Origin of the sequence: Pseudophaeobacter sp. 1A16562, from assembly GCF_041008785.1 — a bacterium.
Lineage (GTDB): Bacteria > Pseudomonadota > Alphaproteobacteria > Rhodobacterales > Rhodobacteraceae > Phycobacter > Phycobacter gallaeciensis_A.
On the sequence record NZ_JAXGFT010000014.1, the window covers coordinates 53,651 to 70,172 of the forward strand.

The 16,522-nt window shown below is 61.5% G+C and carries 13 protein-coding genes; 9 read left to right on the forward strand and 4 right to left on the reverse strand.

The genetic code is table 11. The features are described from left to right. The first annotated feature begins 133 nt into the window (after positions 1–133). Positions 134–364, forward strand: coding sequence for a hypothetical protein (locus SM764_RS17865; protein ID WP_274828089.1), 231 nt, complete (start codon positions 134–136; stop codon positions 362–364). Between the two features lie 177 nt (positions 365–541). Here the strand turns inward: SM764_RS17865 and SM764_RS17870 are convergent, their stop codons facing one another. Then, positions 542–1,165 (reverse strand): helix-turn-helix domain-containing protein, encoded by a 624-nt coding sequence (locus SM764_RS17870; protein WP_065270242.1) that lies wholly within the window; start codon positions 1,163–1,165, stop codon positions 542–544. Between the two features lie 64 nt (positions 1,166–1,229). Here SM764_RS17870 and SM764_RS17875 point away from each other — a divergent pair, with 64 nt between their 5' ends. The 5 genes from SM764_RS17875 to SM764_RS17895 all read left to right on the forward strand — a co-directional run bounded on the left by SM764_RS17875 (position 1,230) and on the right by SM764_RS17895 (position 6,961). Beyond that, the gene (locus SM764_RS17875) at positions 1,230–2,738 is read left to right on the forward strand and encodes a class I adenylate-forming enzyme family protein (protein WP_369002395.1); all 1,509 of its coding nucleotides are present in this window, start codon (positions 1,230–1,232) and stop codon (positions 2,736–2,738) included. A gap of 3 nt (positions 2,739–2,741) precedes the next feature. Next, positions 2,742–3,407, forward strand: coding sequence for a DsbA family oxidoreductase (locus SM764_RS17880; protein WP_369002396.1), 666 nt, complete (start codon positions 2,742–2,744; stop codon positions 3,405–3,407). A gap of 2 nt (positions 3,408–3,409) precedes the next feature. Next, positions 3,410–3,787, forward strand: coding sequence for a potassium channel family protein (locus tag SM764_RS17885; RefSeq protein ID WP_065270239.1), 378 nt, complete (start codon positions 3,410–3,412; stop codon positions 3,785–3,787). 155 nt (positions 3,788–3,942) lie between these two features. Further along, the gene (locus SM764_RS17890; RefSeq protein ID WP_368946605.1) at positions 3,943–5,166 is read left to right on the forward strand and encodes an MFS transporter; all 1,224 of its coding nucleotides are present in this window, start codon (positions 3,943–3,945) and stop codon (positions 5,164–5,166) included. Between the two features lie 124 nt (positions 5,167–5,290). Continuing rightward, on the forward strand, positions 5,291–6,961 hold the full coding sequence (locus SM764_RS17895) for a tetratricopeptide repeat protein (RefSeq protein WP_369002397.1): 1,671 nt from the start codon (positions 5,291–5,293) through the stop codon (positions 6,959–6,961). 27 nt (positions 6,962–6,988) lie between these two features. Here the strand turns inward: SM764_RS17895 and mfd are convergent, their stop codons facing one another. Continuing rightward, the gene (gene mfd / locus SM764_RS17900; RefSeq protein WP_369002428.1) at positions 6,989–10,450 is read right to left on the reverse strand and encodes a transcription-repair coupling factor; all 3,462 of its coding nucleotides are present in this window, start codon (positions 10,448–10,450) and stop codon (positions 6,989–6,991) included. Between the two features lie 54 nt (positions 10,451–10,504). Next, a complete protein-coding gene (locus SM764_RS17905; RefSeq protein WP_369002398.1) occupies positions 10,505–11,029 on the reverse strand; it encodes a component of SufBCD complex in 525 nt (174 codons plus the stop codon). Positions 11,030–11,198: 169 nt separating this feature from the next. On the opposite strand from SM764_RS17905, the gene hemB reads away from it, so the two are divergent. Further along, entirely contained in the window at positions 11,199–12,197 is a 999-nt protein-coding gene (gene hemB / locus SM764_RS17910; RefSeq protein ID WP_369002399.1) for a porphobilinogen synthase, read from the forward strand. A gap of 186 nt (positions 12,198–12,383) precedes the next feature. Continuing rightward, the gene (locus SM764_RS17915) at positions 12,384–12,959 is read left to right on the forward strand and encodes a lipid-binding SYLF domain-containing protein (protein WP_369002400.1); all 576 of its coding nucleotides are present in this window, start codon (positions 12,384–12,386) and stop codon (positions 12,957–12,959) included. A gap of 100 nt (positions 12,960–13,059) precedes the next feature. Here SM764_RS17915 and SM764_RS17920 read toward each other — a convergent pair whose 3' ends face one another. Further along, positions 13,060–13,962, reverse strand: a complete 903-nt coding sequence (locus SM764_RS17920) for an NAD(P)-dependent oxidoreductase (RefSeq protein WP_274832266.1) — start codon at positions 13,960–13,962, stop codon at positions 13,060–13,062. Positions 13,963–14,045: 83 nt separating this feature from the next. Between SM764_RS17920 and SM764_RS17925 the strand changes: the two genes are divergently transcribed. Then, positions 14,046–16,520, forward strand: coding sequence for a penicillin acylase family protein (locus SM764_RS17925; protein WP_368946607.1), 2,475 nt, complete (start codon positions 14,046–14,048; stop codon positions 16,518–16,520). Positions 16,521–16,522 lie beyond the last annotated feature (2 nt).

Genomic DNA, 16,522 nt, shown 5'->3' on the forward strand with positions numbered 1-16,522 from the left:
GCGCCGCAACCACTAGGCGTTGATCACAGCGGTTTCGCGTGATCGTGAAGATCTTCATGATCCAATTGTTTTCTTTTTTGACATATTTGCTACCATAATACCGTATTGTTGTTGTTTTCACGGGGTACTCGAAATGTCATGTTTCTCTGCTTCGGCCAGCTGGGCGGTCCGCTTTCCCCGCGCCAAACAGCGGTTTCCGTATCTTCAACGCCGGTATGCTCCCTGTCCGATCGGCGACAAGGACGGGTTCGTTGCTTACCTGGCCCAGTCGCACCACCTGACGCTCACCGAGGCGCAGGAAGAGGCCGACGACTTCCTGTTTTGGGAAAGGCTGCATGAAGAGCTGGAACGCGATGCGATCTGAGCGCCGTGTTCCTTTGGTCATCGCATTGGGGTGCGGACTACAGCCGCTGTGACCGCTGTGGGCTGAAATGCCCGTAGCGCGGGTCATACGGTGATGCGCGAGAATTCCTGGGCGCCATCCCTCAAAAACAAAATCATAAAAATTCAGGGAGTTGTCAGCAGTACTTCACTGCGGCCTTCAGACCAGGGACGTGACCCACAGAATGGTCGCATCATCCGGGCTGAGCGAGATCACGTTGTGCCCCATGGCACCATCGTAATAGGCGCTGTCGCCCCGGCGCATTTCAACCGGCTCGTAAAACTCGGTATAAAGCATGATCACCCCGGTCAGCACATAGAGGAATTCCTCGCCGTCGTGCCGTACCCAGCCGTCAAACTCATCCATCGAGCGCGCCCGGACCCGGGCCCGGTACGGCAGCATCTGCTTGCGGGTCAAACCATCGGCGAGCAGTTCGTGCTCATAGGTGGCCGTCGCCTGATGCGATCCTTCACCGGATTTTGTCACCGTCATCCGCCCGTTCACCTGATCGCGCTGCGGCGGGGTGAACAGCTGCGGTACTGAAATTTCCAGCCCGACGGCCAGCTTTTTCAGGGCGTCATATGTCGGGGACATCTGGCCGTTTTCGATCTTCGAAAGGGTCGAACGCGCCAGCCCCGCTTGATTGGCCGCGTGTTCCAGCGTCCAGTCCCGCGCCTTGCGCAATTCCCGCACGCGGGCGCCAAGGTCCAGCGGTTCTGCCTGCGTGTCTTCGCCGCCAGAGCGGGCAATGGTGATAAGGGTTTTGGGGTCGCGGCCAGTCATGCTGTTTCTATAGGCCGCAGCACGGCAGCTTGCAACGCGGCACGTGTCACGCTAGCGAAGATCCATGATATCAGTTTTCGACAATGGGCCCTTTGCCCCCTGCCCGGCGCCGTTCAACATGGCCGCCCATGTTCTGCGTTTCGCACCCGACCGCCCTCAAAAACCTGCGTTGGAGGTCCTTGGCGGCGATCAAAGCCAGAAATGGACCTATTCCCAGCTGGAGGCCGCGGTGCGCGGGACCGGCACGGGGCTGTTGGCGGCGGGTCTGCGCCCTGGCGACATTGTGATGATGCGGCTTGGCAATACGGTCGATTTCCCGCTTGCCTATCTTGGCGCGATTGCGGCTGGTCTGGTACCCGTCCCGACCTCCTCGCAGCTGACCGCACCGGAAACCGCCAAGATGATTGCGGAACTCGACGTGGCCGCAGTTCTGCGCGATCCGTCGGTCGCCTGCGCCGATCACCCGCGCGAAATCATCCTGCCTGAACTGACCGCGATGCGCGACCTTCCTCCCTGCGAGTATGACATGGGGGATCCCGACCGTCTGGCCTATGTGGTCTATACCTCCGGCACCAGCGGATCACCCCGCGCCGTCGCTCATGCCCACCGCGCGATATGGGCGCGGCAAATGATGGTGCGGGACTGGTACGACCTTTCAGAACACGACCGCCTGCTGCACGCCGGCGCCTTCAACTGGACCTTCACCTTGGGCACCGGATTGATGGATCCGTGGAGCATTGGCGCAACCGCGCTGATCCCTGATCCCGACACACCGCCCGAGGCAATCCCGGCACTGCTGCGCGACCATCACGCCAGCATTTTTGCTGCTGCACCCGGTGTTTATCGAAAAATCCTCAACTCAAATCGCACTCTTGACCTGCCGGATCTGCGCCACGGCCTTTGTGCCGGTGAAAAGCTCTCGCGCCACCTCTCCGAGCTTTGGAGCGATCGAACCGGCCGGGCCCTTTTTGAGGCCTACGGCATGTCCGAATGTTCGACCTTCATTTCTTCCAGCCCGGCACACCCGGCGCGCGGCGATGCGCTTGGCCAGCCGCAGGAAGGACGCCGGGTTGCGATCCTTGGTCCAGACGGGCCAGTACCGCGCGGCGCCGAAGGTACCATCGCCGTGCACCGGTCGGACCCCGGTCTGATGCTGGGCTATCTGAACGCCCCCGATGAAACCGAGGCGCGCATACAGGGAGACTGGTTCCTGACCGGCGATCAGGGCGCCATGGCGGCCGACGGCCAGATCACCTATCTGGGGCGCGCCGATGACATGATGAACGCTGGTGGTTTCCGCGTCTCGCCCATCGAGGTCGAGACCACGCTTGCCGCTCATCACGGGATTGTGCAAGTCGGGGTGACATCGGTTGAAGTCAAGGAAGACACACATATTATCGTGGCCTTCTACACCGGCCCGCAAGAGATCCCCGAAGCCGACCTTCGGGATTTTGCCACGGACCGCCTGGCGCGTTACAAACAACCGCGCGCCTATGTGTATCTTGAGGCCCTGCCGACTGGCGCAAACGGAAAACTACTGAGGCGCGCCCTGCCGGCCTATTTCAAAGGATAACCCATGACCAGCCTTCCTTCGGTCAAGCTCGACATTCTTTCGGACCCGATCTGCCCCTGGTGCTATATCGGTAAGACGCATCTGGACAAAGCCTTGGCCGAGATTCCCGACCATCCTTTTGTGATCGAATGGCACCCCTTCCAGCTGAACCCTGACATGCCCCGCGAAGGTATGGACCGGCGCGCCTATCTTGAGGCGAAGTTTGGCGGCAAGGAAGGCGCGGTGCGGGCCTATGCCCCCATCGTGGAACATGCTGAACAGGCCGGACTGTCGATCGATTTCGAAGGCATGAAACGCACGCCCAATACGCTCAACGCGCATCGGCTGATCCATTGGGCCGGCACCGAAGGCAAACAGACCGCGGCCGTGGATGCCCTGTTCGAGGCCTATTTCGTCAAAGGCCTCGATATTGGTGATCCCGAAATCCTGGCTGACATTGCCCAAGAGATTGGCATGGAACGCGATGTCATGCTGAAACTGCTGGAGACCGAGAACGACATCGAGGCGATCCAGTCCCGCGATGCGCATTCGCGCAAGATGGGCGTGAACTCGGTCCCGACCTTCGTGGTGGCCAACCAGCACGCCGTGCCCGGTGCCCAGCCGCCCGAACTGTGGAAGCAGGTGATCGCCGACATCATGTCCCAGTTGGAAGCCGGACCAAAGGATTAATAATGCAGATTAAGCGGTCCAGTATCTTTGCCACCCTCATCGGTATCGTCGTTTTCAGTACAGTGTTTTTTCATTACGCCGAGGGGTGGAACTGGCTGGACAGCCTGTTCTTTACGGTCGTAACCATTTCCACCGTGGGTTACGGGAACTTTGTTCCCGTGACGGCGGCCGGGAAGATTGGCACGATCATCCTGATCTTCAGCGGCCTTGGGGTCTTTGCCCTGGCGATTCGGGAATTCGCGCTCTACCAGATCCAAAAACGCGAAGAACACAGCGAGTGGCTGATCGCCCATTTCGGTCGCCACCACCGGGAAGATCCGACCACTGCGGCCAACGAGGATGAGTGTCCCGATCCGCCCACGTCACCTGCGCGCCAGTGACGCCGCTGCCGCAATTCTGACCATCGCATTGATGCACAGAGTCCTGTGCAGGCGATCTACTGGTGCCTTTTTTAAAATCATGGTAGCGGCCTCTCAGCGGCGCCCGGATTGGATCCGATTTCCGGATCCTTCTGAAGTGCCGCACGAGGTTATCTATGTCAAAATCCGTTTCAAACCCGATGTCGAAAGGTGAATTTATCGCCTTGATCGCGATGATGTTCGCTACCATCGCATTTTCCATCGATGCCATGCTGCCGGCGCTGCCGGAAATTGGTGAAACGCTGAGCCCCGACAACGTGAACCGGGCGCAGCTGATTATCACCTCGTTTGTTCTGGGCATGGGCATCGGCACCTTCTTTACCGGTCCGATCTCGGATGCCTTTGGCCGCAAGCCGGTGATCTTTGGCGGCGTTATCCTTTATATCATCTCGGCCGCTGCGGCCTGGGCCGCGCAATCGCTGGAACTCGCCCTTCTGGCGCGGGTGACCATGGGGCTTGGCGCTGCCGGGCCGCGCGTTGTCGCCATGGCTGTCGTCCGGGATCTCTACTCGGGCCGTGAAATGGCGCGGGTGGTCTCCATCGCCATGATGATCTTCACGCTTGTTCCGGCCGTTGCGCCGATGCTGGGCTCGGTCATCATCGCCTTTTCCAGCTGGCGCGGCATCTTTGCTGCCTTTGCGGCCTTTGCTCTCATCATCGCACTTTGGATGGGCGTGCGCCTGCCCGAGACGCTGGAGCGGCAAGACCGCCGCCCGGTGCGCCCGGCGCTGATGGCTGCAGCACTGAAGGAGATGGTGACCCACCCCACCGTCCGCCTGTCGATCATCGCCCAATGCCTGTGCCTTGGCATGCTGTTCACCATGATCACCCTGGTTCAACCGGCCTATGATGTGGTCTTTGACCGCGCCGAAAGCTTCCCTTACTGGTTCTTCGGCGTTGCGCTGGTTGCCGGGACGGGCAGCCTCCTGAATGCCGTACTGGTGGTGCGTCTGGGGATGCGCCGCATGGTGACCTGGGCGCTGGCCTCCCAGATCGGTCTGGCATCGGCCATGCTGGTTCTGGAAAGCATGCCGCTGGACAACTCCGTTGCCTTTGGCCTGTTTGTGACCTGGCAGACCAGCGTGTTCTTCATGGCCGGCGTTACTCTTGGTAATCTCAACGCCATGGGGATGGAGCCGATGGGCCATATCGCGGGTATGGCTGCCTCGGTCATGGGGGCAATCTCCACAGTAGTTGCCGCAGCCATCGCCGCACCGGTCGGGCTGTTGTTCGACGGATCGCTGCTGCCGCTGACCGCAGGCATTCTGATCATGGCTTTCCTCGGGTTTCTCGTCATGCTGCATATGGCGCGAGTAGAAGCACGCCTGCCTGCGGTTTAACCCCGCACCGCCGCCTGCCATCAGATTGCGCAACTGCACTGCTGCCGCGTCGCGCCGGGGACACGCCGCTTGCCCGGCAAGCCTGAAAACCCTAACCTCTTCATAAGCTTGAAGGGGTGTTTTCATGGATTTCTATTATGATCTCGGGACCTATTCCTGTCCCGTGACCACCGGCAGCGCCAAGGCGCAGCTGTGGTTTGATCGCGGTTTGATCTGGACCTATGGCTATAACCATCAGGAGGCAGCCACCTGTTTTCGCCGCGCGCTGTCCGAGGATCCGGGTTGCGCCATGGCGCATTGGGGTCTCGCCTATGCATCCGGCCCCAACTATAACATGCCGTGGGAATTGCACGACCCCGCGACCCGGGCCGAGGTGCTGGCGACAGCCTATGATGCGACGCAGTCCGCTCTGGCCCATGCAGAGGGCTGCACCCCGGCCGAGCGCGCCCTGATCGCAGCGCTGACCGCCCGCTATCCGCAGCGCACGCCCGCCGACGACATGCACGCCTGGGACCATGATTTTGCCGACAGCATGCGTGCGGCCTTTGCCAAGGTGCCCGACAATCTGGACCTGCGCTGCGTCTATGTCGAAAGCCTCTTGAACCTCACACCCTGGAACATGTGGGATCTGAAAACCGGCCTTCCGGCAGAAGGCGCGGCGACGACAGAAGCGCAACAGGTTCTGGAAGACGCCTTTGACAGCCTGCCCGGCGCCATGACCCATCCCGGCCTGCTGCATCTTTATGTGCACCTGATGGAAATGTCGCCGACCCCGGAAAAGGCGCTGAAGGCGGGTGATGTGCTGCGCGATCTGGTGCCGGATGCCGGGCATCTGGTGCATATGCCCACCCATATCGACGTCCTCTGCGGCAATTATCAGGATGTGGTCTATTGGAACCAGAAGGCGATCGAAGCAGACCTGAAATACTACGAGCGCGAAGGCGCCTATAATATCTACACCGGCTATCGGCAGCACGACTATCACTTCGTGATCTATGGTGCTCTTTTCCTTGGACAAATCGAGCCAGCCCTACGCGCCAATCAGGGGCTGTGGGACACCACACCTATTGAAATGCTACGGATCGAAAGCCCGCCGATGGCAGATTACTTCGAAAGCTACATGGCCATGCATCCCCATATCCTGATCCGGTTTGGCCGCTGGGACGAGGCGATTGCGCTGGAACTGCCAGAGGACCAGGAGTTGTTCCGCACTCTGACAGCCACTACCCATTATGCCCGCGCCCTTGGCTATGCTGCGACGGGCCGCGTGGCTGAGGCAGAGGCCGAGGAAGCGCTGTTCCTTGTGGCCAAGGACCGGGTGCCGGAGACCCGTCTGATGCACAACAACCGCGTTGTGGATCTTCTTGAAATCGCGCGGGAAATGCTGCGCGGCGAGATTGAGTATCGCAAGGGCAACTTTGATATCGCCTATGGCCATCTACGCCGCTCGGTCGATCTTGATGATAACCTGCCTTACGACGAACCCTGGGGTTGGATGCAGCCGACCCGCCACGCGCTGGGGGCACTGCTGCTGGAGCAAGGCCATGTGACCGAGGCCGAGGCCGTCTATCGCGCCGATCTGGGGCTGGATGGCACCCTGTCGCGGGCGTCGATCCATCCCGACAACGTCTGGAGCCTCAAAGGGTTGCACGACTGCCTCGCGGCGCGTGAGGAAACCGTGGAAATCCACCACATTCGCCAGAAGCTGGATCTGGCGCAGGCGCGTTCGGACGGGATCATGGCCTCCTGCGGCTGCGCGCAGGTGGCGATGGCGCCGCAGGACTGTTGCGCCTGACCCGCACCATCCCTGCGCGCTGAAGGCCTAGCCCTGCTTTGCCTTGGCTTTTTTCTTCTCCGCGACCACCTTTTCGGCCAGGTCGCGGGCGATGGCAAAGGCGCCCTTGATCTTGTCGCTGTCCTTCTTCCAGTCGCGCCGCACGACGATCTTGTTGTCCTTGACCTTGGCCAGGCCCTTCTGATCCTCGATGAATTCGACCAGCCCCTGAGGGGAGGCGAATTTGTCATTGTGGAACTGCAGGGTTGCGCCCTTGGGACCGGCGTCCAGCTTGGCGATGCCTGCGCGTTTGCACATCGCCTTGATCCGCACCACCAGCATCAGCGTATTGACCTCTTTCGGCAGTTTACCAAACCGGTCGATCAGTTCTGCGGCGAACCCTTCAAGCTCTACCTTGGTCGTGAGGCCTGAGAGACGGCGATACAGGCCAAGGCGCACATCGAGGTCGGGCACGTAGTCCTCGGGGATCAGCACCGGCACGCCCAGATTGATCTGCGGCGCCCACTGATCGTCGCCCTCGGAAAGGCCCTCCAACTCCCCGGCCTTGATCTTGGCAATCGCCTCTTCCAGCATGGATTGGTACAGCTCATAGCCCACATCGCGCATCTGGCCCGATTGTTCCTCGCCCAGCAGGTTCCCAGCGCCGCGGATATCAAGATCCTGACTGGCAAGGGTAAATCCGGCGCCCAGAGTGTCGAGCGAACCGAGCACCTTGAGCCGTTTTTCAGCCGTCGCGGTCAGGCGCACGCGCGGCTTCGTGGTAAGGTAAGCGTAGGCGCGGGTCTTCGACCGCCCGACCCGGCCGCGGATCTGATAGAGCTGCGCCAGACCGAACATATCGGCCCGGTGCACCACCATGGTGTTTGCCGTCGGAATGTCGAGGCCCGATTCCACGATGGTTGTCGCCAGAAGGATGTCGAATTTGCCGTCGTAGAAGGCATTCATCCGGTCATCAAGCTCACCGGCCGCCATCTGACCATGCGCAACCACATAGGTCAGCTCGGGCAGTTGCTCCTTGAGGAATTCCTCGACCTCGGCGAGGTCTGAAATCCGCGGCACCACGTAAAAGCTTTGCCCGCCGCGATAATGTTCCCGCAGCAACCCTTCGCGGATGGTGACAGCGTCGAATTCGCTGACATAGGTGCGGATCGCAAGCCGGTCCACCGGCGGGGTGCCGATAATCGACAGATCCCGCACGCCCGTCAGGCTCAGCTGCAGGGTCCGCGGGATCGGCGTTGCGGTCAGGGTCAGCACGTGAATGTCACTGCGGAGCTGCTTCAGGCGTTCCTTGTGGCCGACGCCGAAATGCTGCTCTTCGTCGATAATCAGCAGGCCAAGGTTCTGGAACTTGATCCCCTTGGCCAACAGTGCGTGGGTTCCGATCACGATATCGACCGTTCCCTTGGCCATACCTTCGCGCGTTTTGGCAGCGTCCTTTGCTGTAACAAAACGCGACAACTGCCTGACTTCCAAGGGGAAACCCCGGAACCGCTCTGCGAACGAGGCCGCGTGCTGTCGCGCCAGCAGGGTTGTCGGCGCGATCACCGCCACCTGGACGCCGGACATCGCCGCGACAAAGGCCGCGCGCATCGCGACCTCCGTCTTGCCAAAGCCGACATCGCCGCAAATCAACCGGTCCATCGGCTGGCCCGAGGTCATATCCGCCATCACGTCCTCGATAGCGCGCAGCTGATCGTCGGTTTCCTGATAGGGAAAACGTGCCGAGAATTCCTCCCAAGCGTGCGGCGGCGGGTCCATGATCGGTGCCTTGCGCAGCGCCCGTTCGGCCGCAATCCGGATCAGCCGGTCGGCCATCTCCCGAATGCGCTCCTTCAGCTTGGCCTTCTTCGCCTGCCAAGCACCGCCGCCCAGCCGGTCCAGCAGCCCTTCATCGTGGCCGTATTTGCTCAGCAGTTCGATATTCTCGACCGGCAGGTACAGCTTGGCCTCTTCGGCATATTCCAGCAGCAGGCATTCGTGGGCCGCACCGGCAGCAGTAATGACCTCCATTCCCTGATAGCGGCCAATGCCGTGATCCACATGCACCACCAGATCCCCCGGCGAGAGCGATTGCGCCTCGGTCAGGAAATTCTCGGCCTTGCGGCGTTTCTTGGGTGAGCGGATCAGCCTGTCGCCCAGAACGTCCTGCTCCGAGATTACCGTCATGTCCGGCGCTTCGAACCCGTGTTCCAGCGCCCAGACCGCGAGATGCAGCCCGGATTTTCCAATCCGTGTGCCATCCATGACCGGGATTGCCTCGGCCAGACCTTCGTCTTCGATCAGCCCGGTCAGACGTTCCCGCGCACCTTCGGAGTAGGAGGCAACCACGACCGGACCTTTTTGCATCCGCTCCTGAATATGGGCGGCCAAGGCACCAAAAAGACTGACGTTTTCCAATTGACGCTCGGGCGCGAAATCCCGCCCGATCCGCCCGCCTGCATCCACCACACCGGGGCCAGAGGCCTGCGCCAGCGGATGCAGCTGGATGGTACGATGTGCACTTGTTGCGTCCCCCCAGGCGCTGTCGTCAAGATACAGCAGCCCCGGCGGCGTTGGTTTGTATACCGTGTCCAGCCGCCCCTTTTGCGTCATCGCCAGTTTACGGGTCTCATACTGGTCCACGATACTGTCCCAGCGCGCCAGCCGGGATGCGGTAACCTGATCGTCCAGCGTGACCGAGGCCTGCGGCAGGTAGTCAAACAGGGTTTCCAGCTTCTCGTGGAAGAACGGCAGCCAATGTTCGATACCCTGATGCTTGCGGCCCGCACTGACCGCCTCGTACAGCGGATCGTCAGTGCCGGCCGCGCCGAATTCAATCCGGTAGTTCTGCCGGAACCGGGTCACGGCGGCGTCGTCCAGGATCACTTCGGAGACCGGCGCCAGCTCAATCAGGTCCAGTTTTTCGGTGGTCCGCTGGGTCACCGGGTCAAACCGGCGCGCGCCATCCAGCACGTCACCGAACAGATCGAGCCGCACCGGCCCGGTGTCGCCCGGCGGGAAGATATCGATGATCCCGCCCCGGATCGCGTAGTCGCCCGGCTCCATCACTGTTGGACTTTGCGTGAAGCCCATACGGACGAGGAACTGCCGCAGCGCGGTCTCGTCGATCCGGTGGTCGACCCGGGCGCTGAAGGCTGCTTCGCGCAGAACCTCACGCGCGGGCACCCGCTGGCTGGCGGCGTTGAGCGTGGTCAGCAGGATGAACTGCGATGGCATCTGGTGGACAAGCGCCGCCAGCGTTGCCATCCGCGCGGCGGAGATATCAGCGTTGGGCGAAACGCGGTCATAGGGCAGACAGTCCCAGCCGGGGAAGACAAAGACCGGCATGTCCGGCGCAAAGAAGGCCAGCGCGGCGCGCATCGCCTCCATCCGTTTGTCATCGCGGGCCACATGAAGAACCGGGCCGCCGGACGTTTCGACCTCTTTCAGCACCAGCCGGGCATCGAACCCTTCCGGCGCGCCGCCCATGGTTATCGCAGGCTGCGCCATGCTGCGCGTCTCCCTCTTCATTGTGTTTCTTCAGCCCCGGGTCCCTGGTGATGCTCAGCCAAAAACGCCCAGCCGCAGGTTCTGGTACATGCCCCACATCGCGGTGACGAATATGGAGATCATGCCGATGATCTGGATCGCAAAGCGGCAGGTGGCAAGTCTGCGGTAGAGCGCATCTCCCTGCGGCTCATTCAGGCGGATCGACCGCGCCGTCGCCAGATTGACCAGACCCACCGCAGCCATCGGGAACAGCAGCAGGAACACTGCCTGTGCGAATTCCACGCCAAGACCAAAGCCCAAGGTCGCCAGGGACGACAGCACGAAACAGGCAATCGCGAGGATCCAAAGTCCTGCCATCTGAACCACATAGAGCATGCGGTTTACGTTGATCCGCACCAGATCCTCCAGATCTTCGGCGCTCTGGCCGCCGTTCTTGCGGGCCCGGTGCACCATGTCAAAGGGCACCCCCAGGATCCAGTGGCTGGCCGTGGACCACATCACCGCAAGGGCAATCCAGTACCAAAGGTTGGAAAAGGACCGCAGGTCGATCATTTCGGTCAGTGTCTGAAACAGATCCAATCCCGTGCCCTCTTCCGTCTGTTCGCATTCGCCGCCTTATATCCACCGCCAAAGCCCCCGGCACAAGCCCCGCAGACACGGCCCGCACAAGCGCGGCGATTGTGCCACTTGCATGACAGCGCGGTTCCATGCGACCCACAGGCGTGCCACAGAGAGATGAGAGACCACGATGAAGCCGACCGTCGCCCCCTTTCCCGCTGCCCGTCTGCGCCGCACCCGTGTCAGCCCCGCCATTCGCGGGTTGGTCCGGGAAAACACCCTGACCACAGATGATCTGATCTGGCCGGTGTTCGTGCGCGATGGTGAAGGGATCGTGGAGCCTGTCGTCTCCATGCCCGGGGTGGTGCGCCGGTCGGTCGACAAGATCGCCGAGGCGGCAGTCGAGGCGCAGGCCCTTGGCATTCCGGCGATTTGCCTCTTTCCCTATACCGATGCGGCGCTCAAGACCGAAGACTGCGCCGAGGCCTGGAACCCCGATAACCTGTGCAACCGTGCCATCCGCGCGATCAAGGCCGTCGCGCCTGACATCGCGGTAATGACAGATGTGGCGCTCGATCCCTACAACATCAACGGTCACGATGGTTTTGTCGTCGATGGTGAGATCCTCAACGATGAAACTGTCGAGGCGCTGGTGAAGATGACCCTCGCGCAGGCAGAGGCCGGTGCGGACATCATCGGTCCGTCGGACATGATGGACGGCCGGATCGCCGCCATGCGCGGTGGTCTGGAACAGGGCGGTCACCGCAACGTGTCGATCCTGTCCTATTCGGCAAAATATGCCTCTGGCTATTATGGTCCGTTCCGCGATGCGGTCGGTGCCTCTGGCGCGCTGAAAGGCGACAAGAAGACCTATCAGATGGACCCCGGCAATTCGGACGAGGCGCTGCGGCTGGTCGAACGTGACCTGCAGGAAGGCGCCGATATGGTCATGGTCAAACCCGGCATTGCCTACCTGGACATCTGCCACCGTGTGAAAACCACCTTTGGCACGCCCACCTTCGCCTATCAGGTCTCTGGCGAATACGCGATGATCCAGGCTGCCGCCCAGAATGGCTGGATCAATGGCGAACAGGTCATGCTGGAAAGCCTTCTTGCGTTCAAACGCGCAGGCTGTGACGGTATTCTGACCTATTTCGCGCCTGAAACCGCACGGATCCTGAACGGCTGATCCGTCACTGTCCGGGATCACTTCCGGCGACGGACACTATCAGCCCCACAGCAACGCCCTGCGGGAAGTCGCTCAGGCGGGCTGCGGCGCTGTTGTCGTAGATGACAGCGGGCTTTTTTCCGCCTATGATCCTGCCCAGAGCCGAACAACCGGCCTTTATCCATAACGTGACAGGCAACACTTCACATGAGCAGACAAATTCCCCCCCGCTTGACGCGCCGCGGCTTCACTCTTGGCATTCTTGCCGGGACCGGAGCGGTTGCGGCCTGTGGCAATGGCGTTGGCAACAACAATGCCGCCACCATCGACGCCCGTGTCGATGCCACCCTCAACCAGATGTACAGCCGATACCCCAACACCATCACGCTGGCCGAGAAATCGACTGGCATGCTGGTGATGCCGCTGGTCACCGAGGCTGGTTTCCTGATTGGCGGCGCCTATGGGCGCGGCGCGCTGCGCATCAATGGCGTAACGGTCGATTACTATTCCACGGTCAAGGGCAACGCCGGGTTGCAGATCGGCGCCCAGCAATACGCCCATGTGCTGTTCTTCATGACGGACGATGCCCTGGCCGGGTTCCGACGCTCTTCGGGTTGGGCAGCCGGCGCTGATCTCGAATATGTGATCAAAGACGATGGCAACTCTGTCGCGGCGGACACCAATACCCTGACCTCTCCGATCCTGGCGGCCGTTTTCGCGCAGGCCGGTCTGCGTGTTGGCGCCACACTGGAAGGCACCAAATACACCCGCATCATTCCCTGATCGGACACGGCTCAGCTGATTTCACCGCTGAAGCGGCAGATAATAAAAGGCGTGCCACATTCCGGGCGCGCCTTTTATTTCAGATGGTTGCGGGCTCTGTTTAACCTGCTGACTTCAGGCGTTTGAACAGCGACGAGGTATCCCAGCGCCCGCCGCCCATCTTCTGCACATCCTTATAGAACTGATCGACCAGCGCGGTCACCGGCAGGCTGGCTCCGGTTTCGTCTGCGGCATCCAGACAGATCCCCAGATCCTTGCGCATCCAGTCCACCGCAAAGCCATGTTCGAAATGATCGTCCAGCATGGTCTCATAACGGTTTGCCATCTGCCAGCTGCCTGCCGCACCCTGGCTGATCACCTCGACCACGGCGCGGCCATCCAGCCCCGCCTTTTCTGCAAAATGCAGCGATTCCGCCAGGCCCTGCACCAACCCGGCGATTGCGATCTGGTTGCACATCTTGGTCATCTGGCCGGCGCCGCTGTCGCCAATCCGGCGGCAGATGCGGGCATAAGCGTCAATGATTGGCTCCGCGCGGGCATAGGCCTCCGCTTCACCGCCGCACATCACCGATAGAACCCCATTCTCGGCCCCCGCCTGACCGCCGGAAATCGGCGCATCTACAAAGGAAATGCCCAGCTCGGCAGCCGCCTCGAACAGCTCCCGCGTGACGCTGGCAGAGACCGTGGTGTGATCGACAAAAACGCCGCCCTTGGCCATCCCGGCAAAGGCGCCATCCGGCCCCAGGCAGACCGAGCGCAGGTCATCATCGTTGCCCACACAGGACATCACGAATTCCGCGCCCGCAGCCGCCTCGCGCGGAGTTGGCGCGCTGGCACCGCCGTGCTCCTTGACCCAGGCCTCGGCCTTGGCGGCGGTGCGGTTGTAGACCGTGACCTCGTGACCCGCCGATTGCAGGTGCCCGGCCATCGGATAGCCCATAACTCCCAACCCCAGAAATGCAGCTTTTGCCATGTGCTTTTCCCCTGTGCTTTCTTGGCATATGTTGACGCTACCCTAGCACTGGCGGCGCGGGGTGCAATCGTGCCAGGCCGCTGAACACAGAAAACAAAGGGAAAAACCTTTATATGGCACTCCTGTTCCGCTGGCTGATGCGACTGACCGCCACCTTGATTCTGCTGTCGCTCGCTGCGGTTGTCCTGGCCTACTATTTCGCCTCCCAGTCGCTGCCCGACTATGACAAGACGATTGCCCTGCCCGGCCCCACTGCCCCGGTCGAGATTGTCCGCGACAACGCCAATGTGCCGCATATCTTCAGCAGCATCGGCGCCAGTGACGAGGACGTGTTTTTCGGCCTCGGCTATGCCCATGCGCAGGACCGCTTGTGGCAGATGGCTGTAATGCGGCGCACCGCGCAGGGACGTCTGTCCGAGATCTTTGGTACTCGCACCATTGAGGTCGATACTTTCGTGCGGCGGCTTGATCTTTACCGGCTGGCACAACAATCGGTCGCGGTTCAGACACCCGAAGCCATGGCCGCGTTGACCGCCTATTCCGCTGGTGTGAATGCCCGCCTGCAGGAGATCAACGAAGAGGCGCTGGGACGCGGCGCGCCGGAGATGTTCCTGTTTAATATGCCGCTGGCCCCATGGCAGCCTGCCGACAGTATCGCGATCATGAAACTGATGGCGCTGAAACTGTCCGGCCATATGCGCGAGGAAATCCTGCGGGCACGCACCTCTCTGGCGCTCGCCGATCCGGAACGCCTGTTTGATATCCTGCCCGATGCGCCGGGATCCGGCACGGCCGCGCTGCCGGAATATGCGAGCCTGTTCCCAGATGCACCGCGCATCGCCGCCTCTTCGCCCGAACCGGAAAGTCGCCTGTTTCCGCTCGCGCCGCGCGGCCTTGGCGGGGCGTCCAATGCCTGGGCTGCCGATCCCAGTCGATCCGCCACGGGCGGCACCCTACTGGCCAATGATCCACATCTGGGCCTCAGCGCGCCCGGGATCTGGTATCTGGCGCGGATGGAGTTGGCGACCGGCGGCGTGATTGGCGGAACCATACCAGGGCTGCCTGCCGTGCTCACCGGACGCTCAAACGACTTGGGCTGGGGGATCACCTCTTCCTACATGGATGATCAGGATCTCTTCATCGAAAAGATCAATGCCGAAAATCCCGAAGAATATTTAAGTCCAACGGGTTACACGCCTTTCGTTACCCGCCGGTCCATCATCAACATCAAGGACGCGCCGCCAGTCACCTTGACCCTGCGCTGGACCGAGAACGGGCCGGTTCTTCCGGGGTCCATGTTCTCTCTGGCCACCATCACCCCGCCGGGTCACGTGGTCAGCCTTGGCTGGACAGCTCTATCGGGCGAAGATACCTCGGTCAGCGCCGCCATCGCTTTGATGCGAAGCGCCTCGGCCCGGGAAGCGATCCGCGTCGCCGAAGATTATATTGCACCTTCGCAGAACCTGACGCTGGCGGATAAGGAAACGATTGCCCTCAAGACCATCGGCGCCATTCCCCAGCGCGATGCACGCCATCAAAGCAAGGGCCGCCTGCCAAGCCAGGGCTGGCGCCGGGAAAACATTTGGAAAGGCCGCGCGCCCTATGCTGCCAACCCGGAATTCATCAGTCCCCGTGGCGGGATCCTGGGCAATACCAATAACAAGCTGCTGGACCGCCCCTTTCCAAACCATGTCTCCTTCGACTGGGGCGACACCCAGCGGATCAACCGCTGGCGCCGCTTGATGCAGAACCGCGAAGTGCATACGCGCGACAGCTTCATTGAGGCGCAGCTTGATACGGTATCCTACTCTGCCCGGGCCCTACTGCCGCTGATCGGGGCAGACCTGTGGTTCACCGGCGAGGCCGCCCCCGAAGGTAGCCGCGAACGCCAGCGTCACACCGCGCTGACCCTGCTGTCTGAATGGAACGGCGAAATGAATGAGCACCTGCCGGAGCCGCTGATCTATGCGGCCTGGCTCCGGGCGCTGCAAGCGCGGCTGATCACCGATGATCTGGGACCGCTGACCGAAGAGTACAAACACGTGGATCCGCTGTTCATCGAACGGGTCTACCGCGACATCGATGGTGCTGCCGCCTGGTGCGATGTCCGGCAAAGCGCGCCGCAGGAAACCTGTACCGACATGGCACGGCTGGCGCTGGACGATGCGCTGATCTGGATCGAGGAACGCTATGGCACCGCGCTGGAATCGCTGCGTTGGGGCGATGCCCACCAAGCCACCCACGACCACGAGGTTCTGGGCGAGGTGCCAGTGCTGCGGTTCTTTGTGAACATCCGCCAGTCCACCAGCGGCGGCGACAACACCCTGCAGCGCGGGCGCACCTCTGGCGAAGGCCCGATGCCGTTTCAGAATGTCCATGCCGCCGGGTTCCGCGGCGTCTATGATTTCGCCGATCCGGACAGTTCGGTCTTTGTTACCTCCACCGGCCAGTCGGGACATTTCCTCTCGCGCCACTATGACGACATGGCCCAGTTGTGGCGCCGGGGTGAATATATCCCGATGTCTCTGGACGAGGATCTTGCCCGCGCGGCGGCAGTCGGGGTGACCCGTATCCTGCCCCGGAACTAGAC

Coding starts and splice junctions, on each gene's coding strand:
- SM764_RS17885 (WP_065270239.1), top strand. CDS start 3,410: ATGCAGATTAAGCGGTCCAGTATCTTTGCCACCCTCATCGGTATCGTC.
- SM764_RS17875 (WP_369002395.1), top strand. CDS start 1,230: ATGATATCAGTTTTCGACAATGGGCCCTTTGCCCCCTGCCCGGCGCCG.
- SM764_RS17895 (WP_369002397.1), top strand. CDS start 5,291: ATGGATTTCTATTATGATCTCGGGACCTATTCCTGTCCCGTGACCACC.
- SM764_RS17880 (WP_369002396.1), top strand. CDS start 2,742: ATGACCAGCCTTCCTTCGGTCAAGCTCGACATTCTTTCGGACCCGATC.
- SM764_RS17925 (WP_368946607.1), top strand. CDS start 14,046: ATGGCACTCCTGTTCCGCTGGCTGATGCGACTGACCGCCACCTTGATT.
- mfd (WP_369002428.1), bottom strand. CDS start 10,450: ATGGCGCAGCCTGCGATAACCATGGGCGGCGCGCCGGAAGGGTTCGAT.
- SM764_RS17890 (WP_368946605.1), top strand. CDS start 3,943: ATGTCAAAATCCGTTTCAAACCCGATGTCGAAAGGTGAATTTATCGCC.
- SM764_RS17915 (WP_369002400.1), top strand. CDS start 12,384: ATGAGCAGACAAATTCCCCCCCGCTTGACGCGCCGCGGCTTCACTCTT.
- SM764_RS17870 (WP_065270242.1), bottom strand. CDS start 1,165: ATGACTGGCCGCGACCCCAAAACCCTTATCACCATTGCCCGCTCTGGC.
- hemB (WP_369002399.1), top strand. CDS start 11,199: ATGAAGCCGACCGTCGCCCCCTTTCCCGCTGCCCGTCTGCGCCGCACC.
- SM764_RS17865 (WP_274828089.1), top strand. CDS start 134: ATGTCATGTTTCTCTGCTTCGGCCAGCTGGGCGGTCCGCTTTCCCCGC.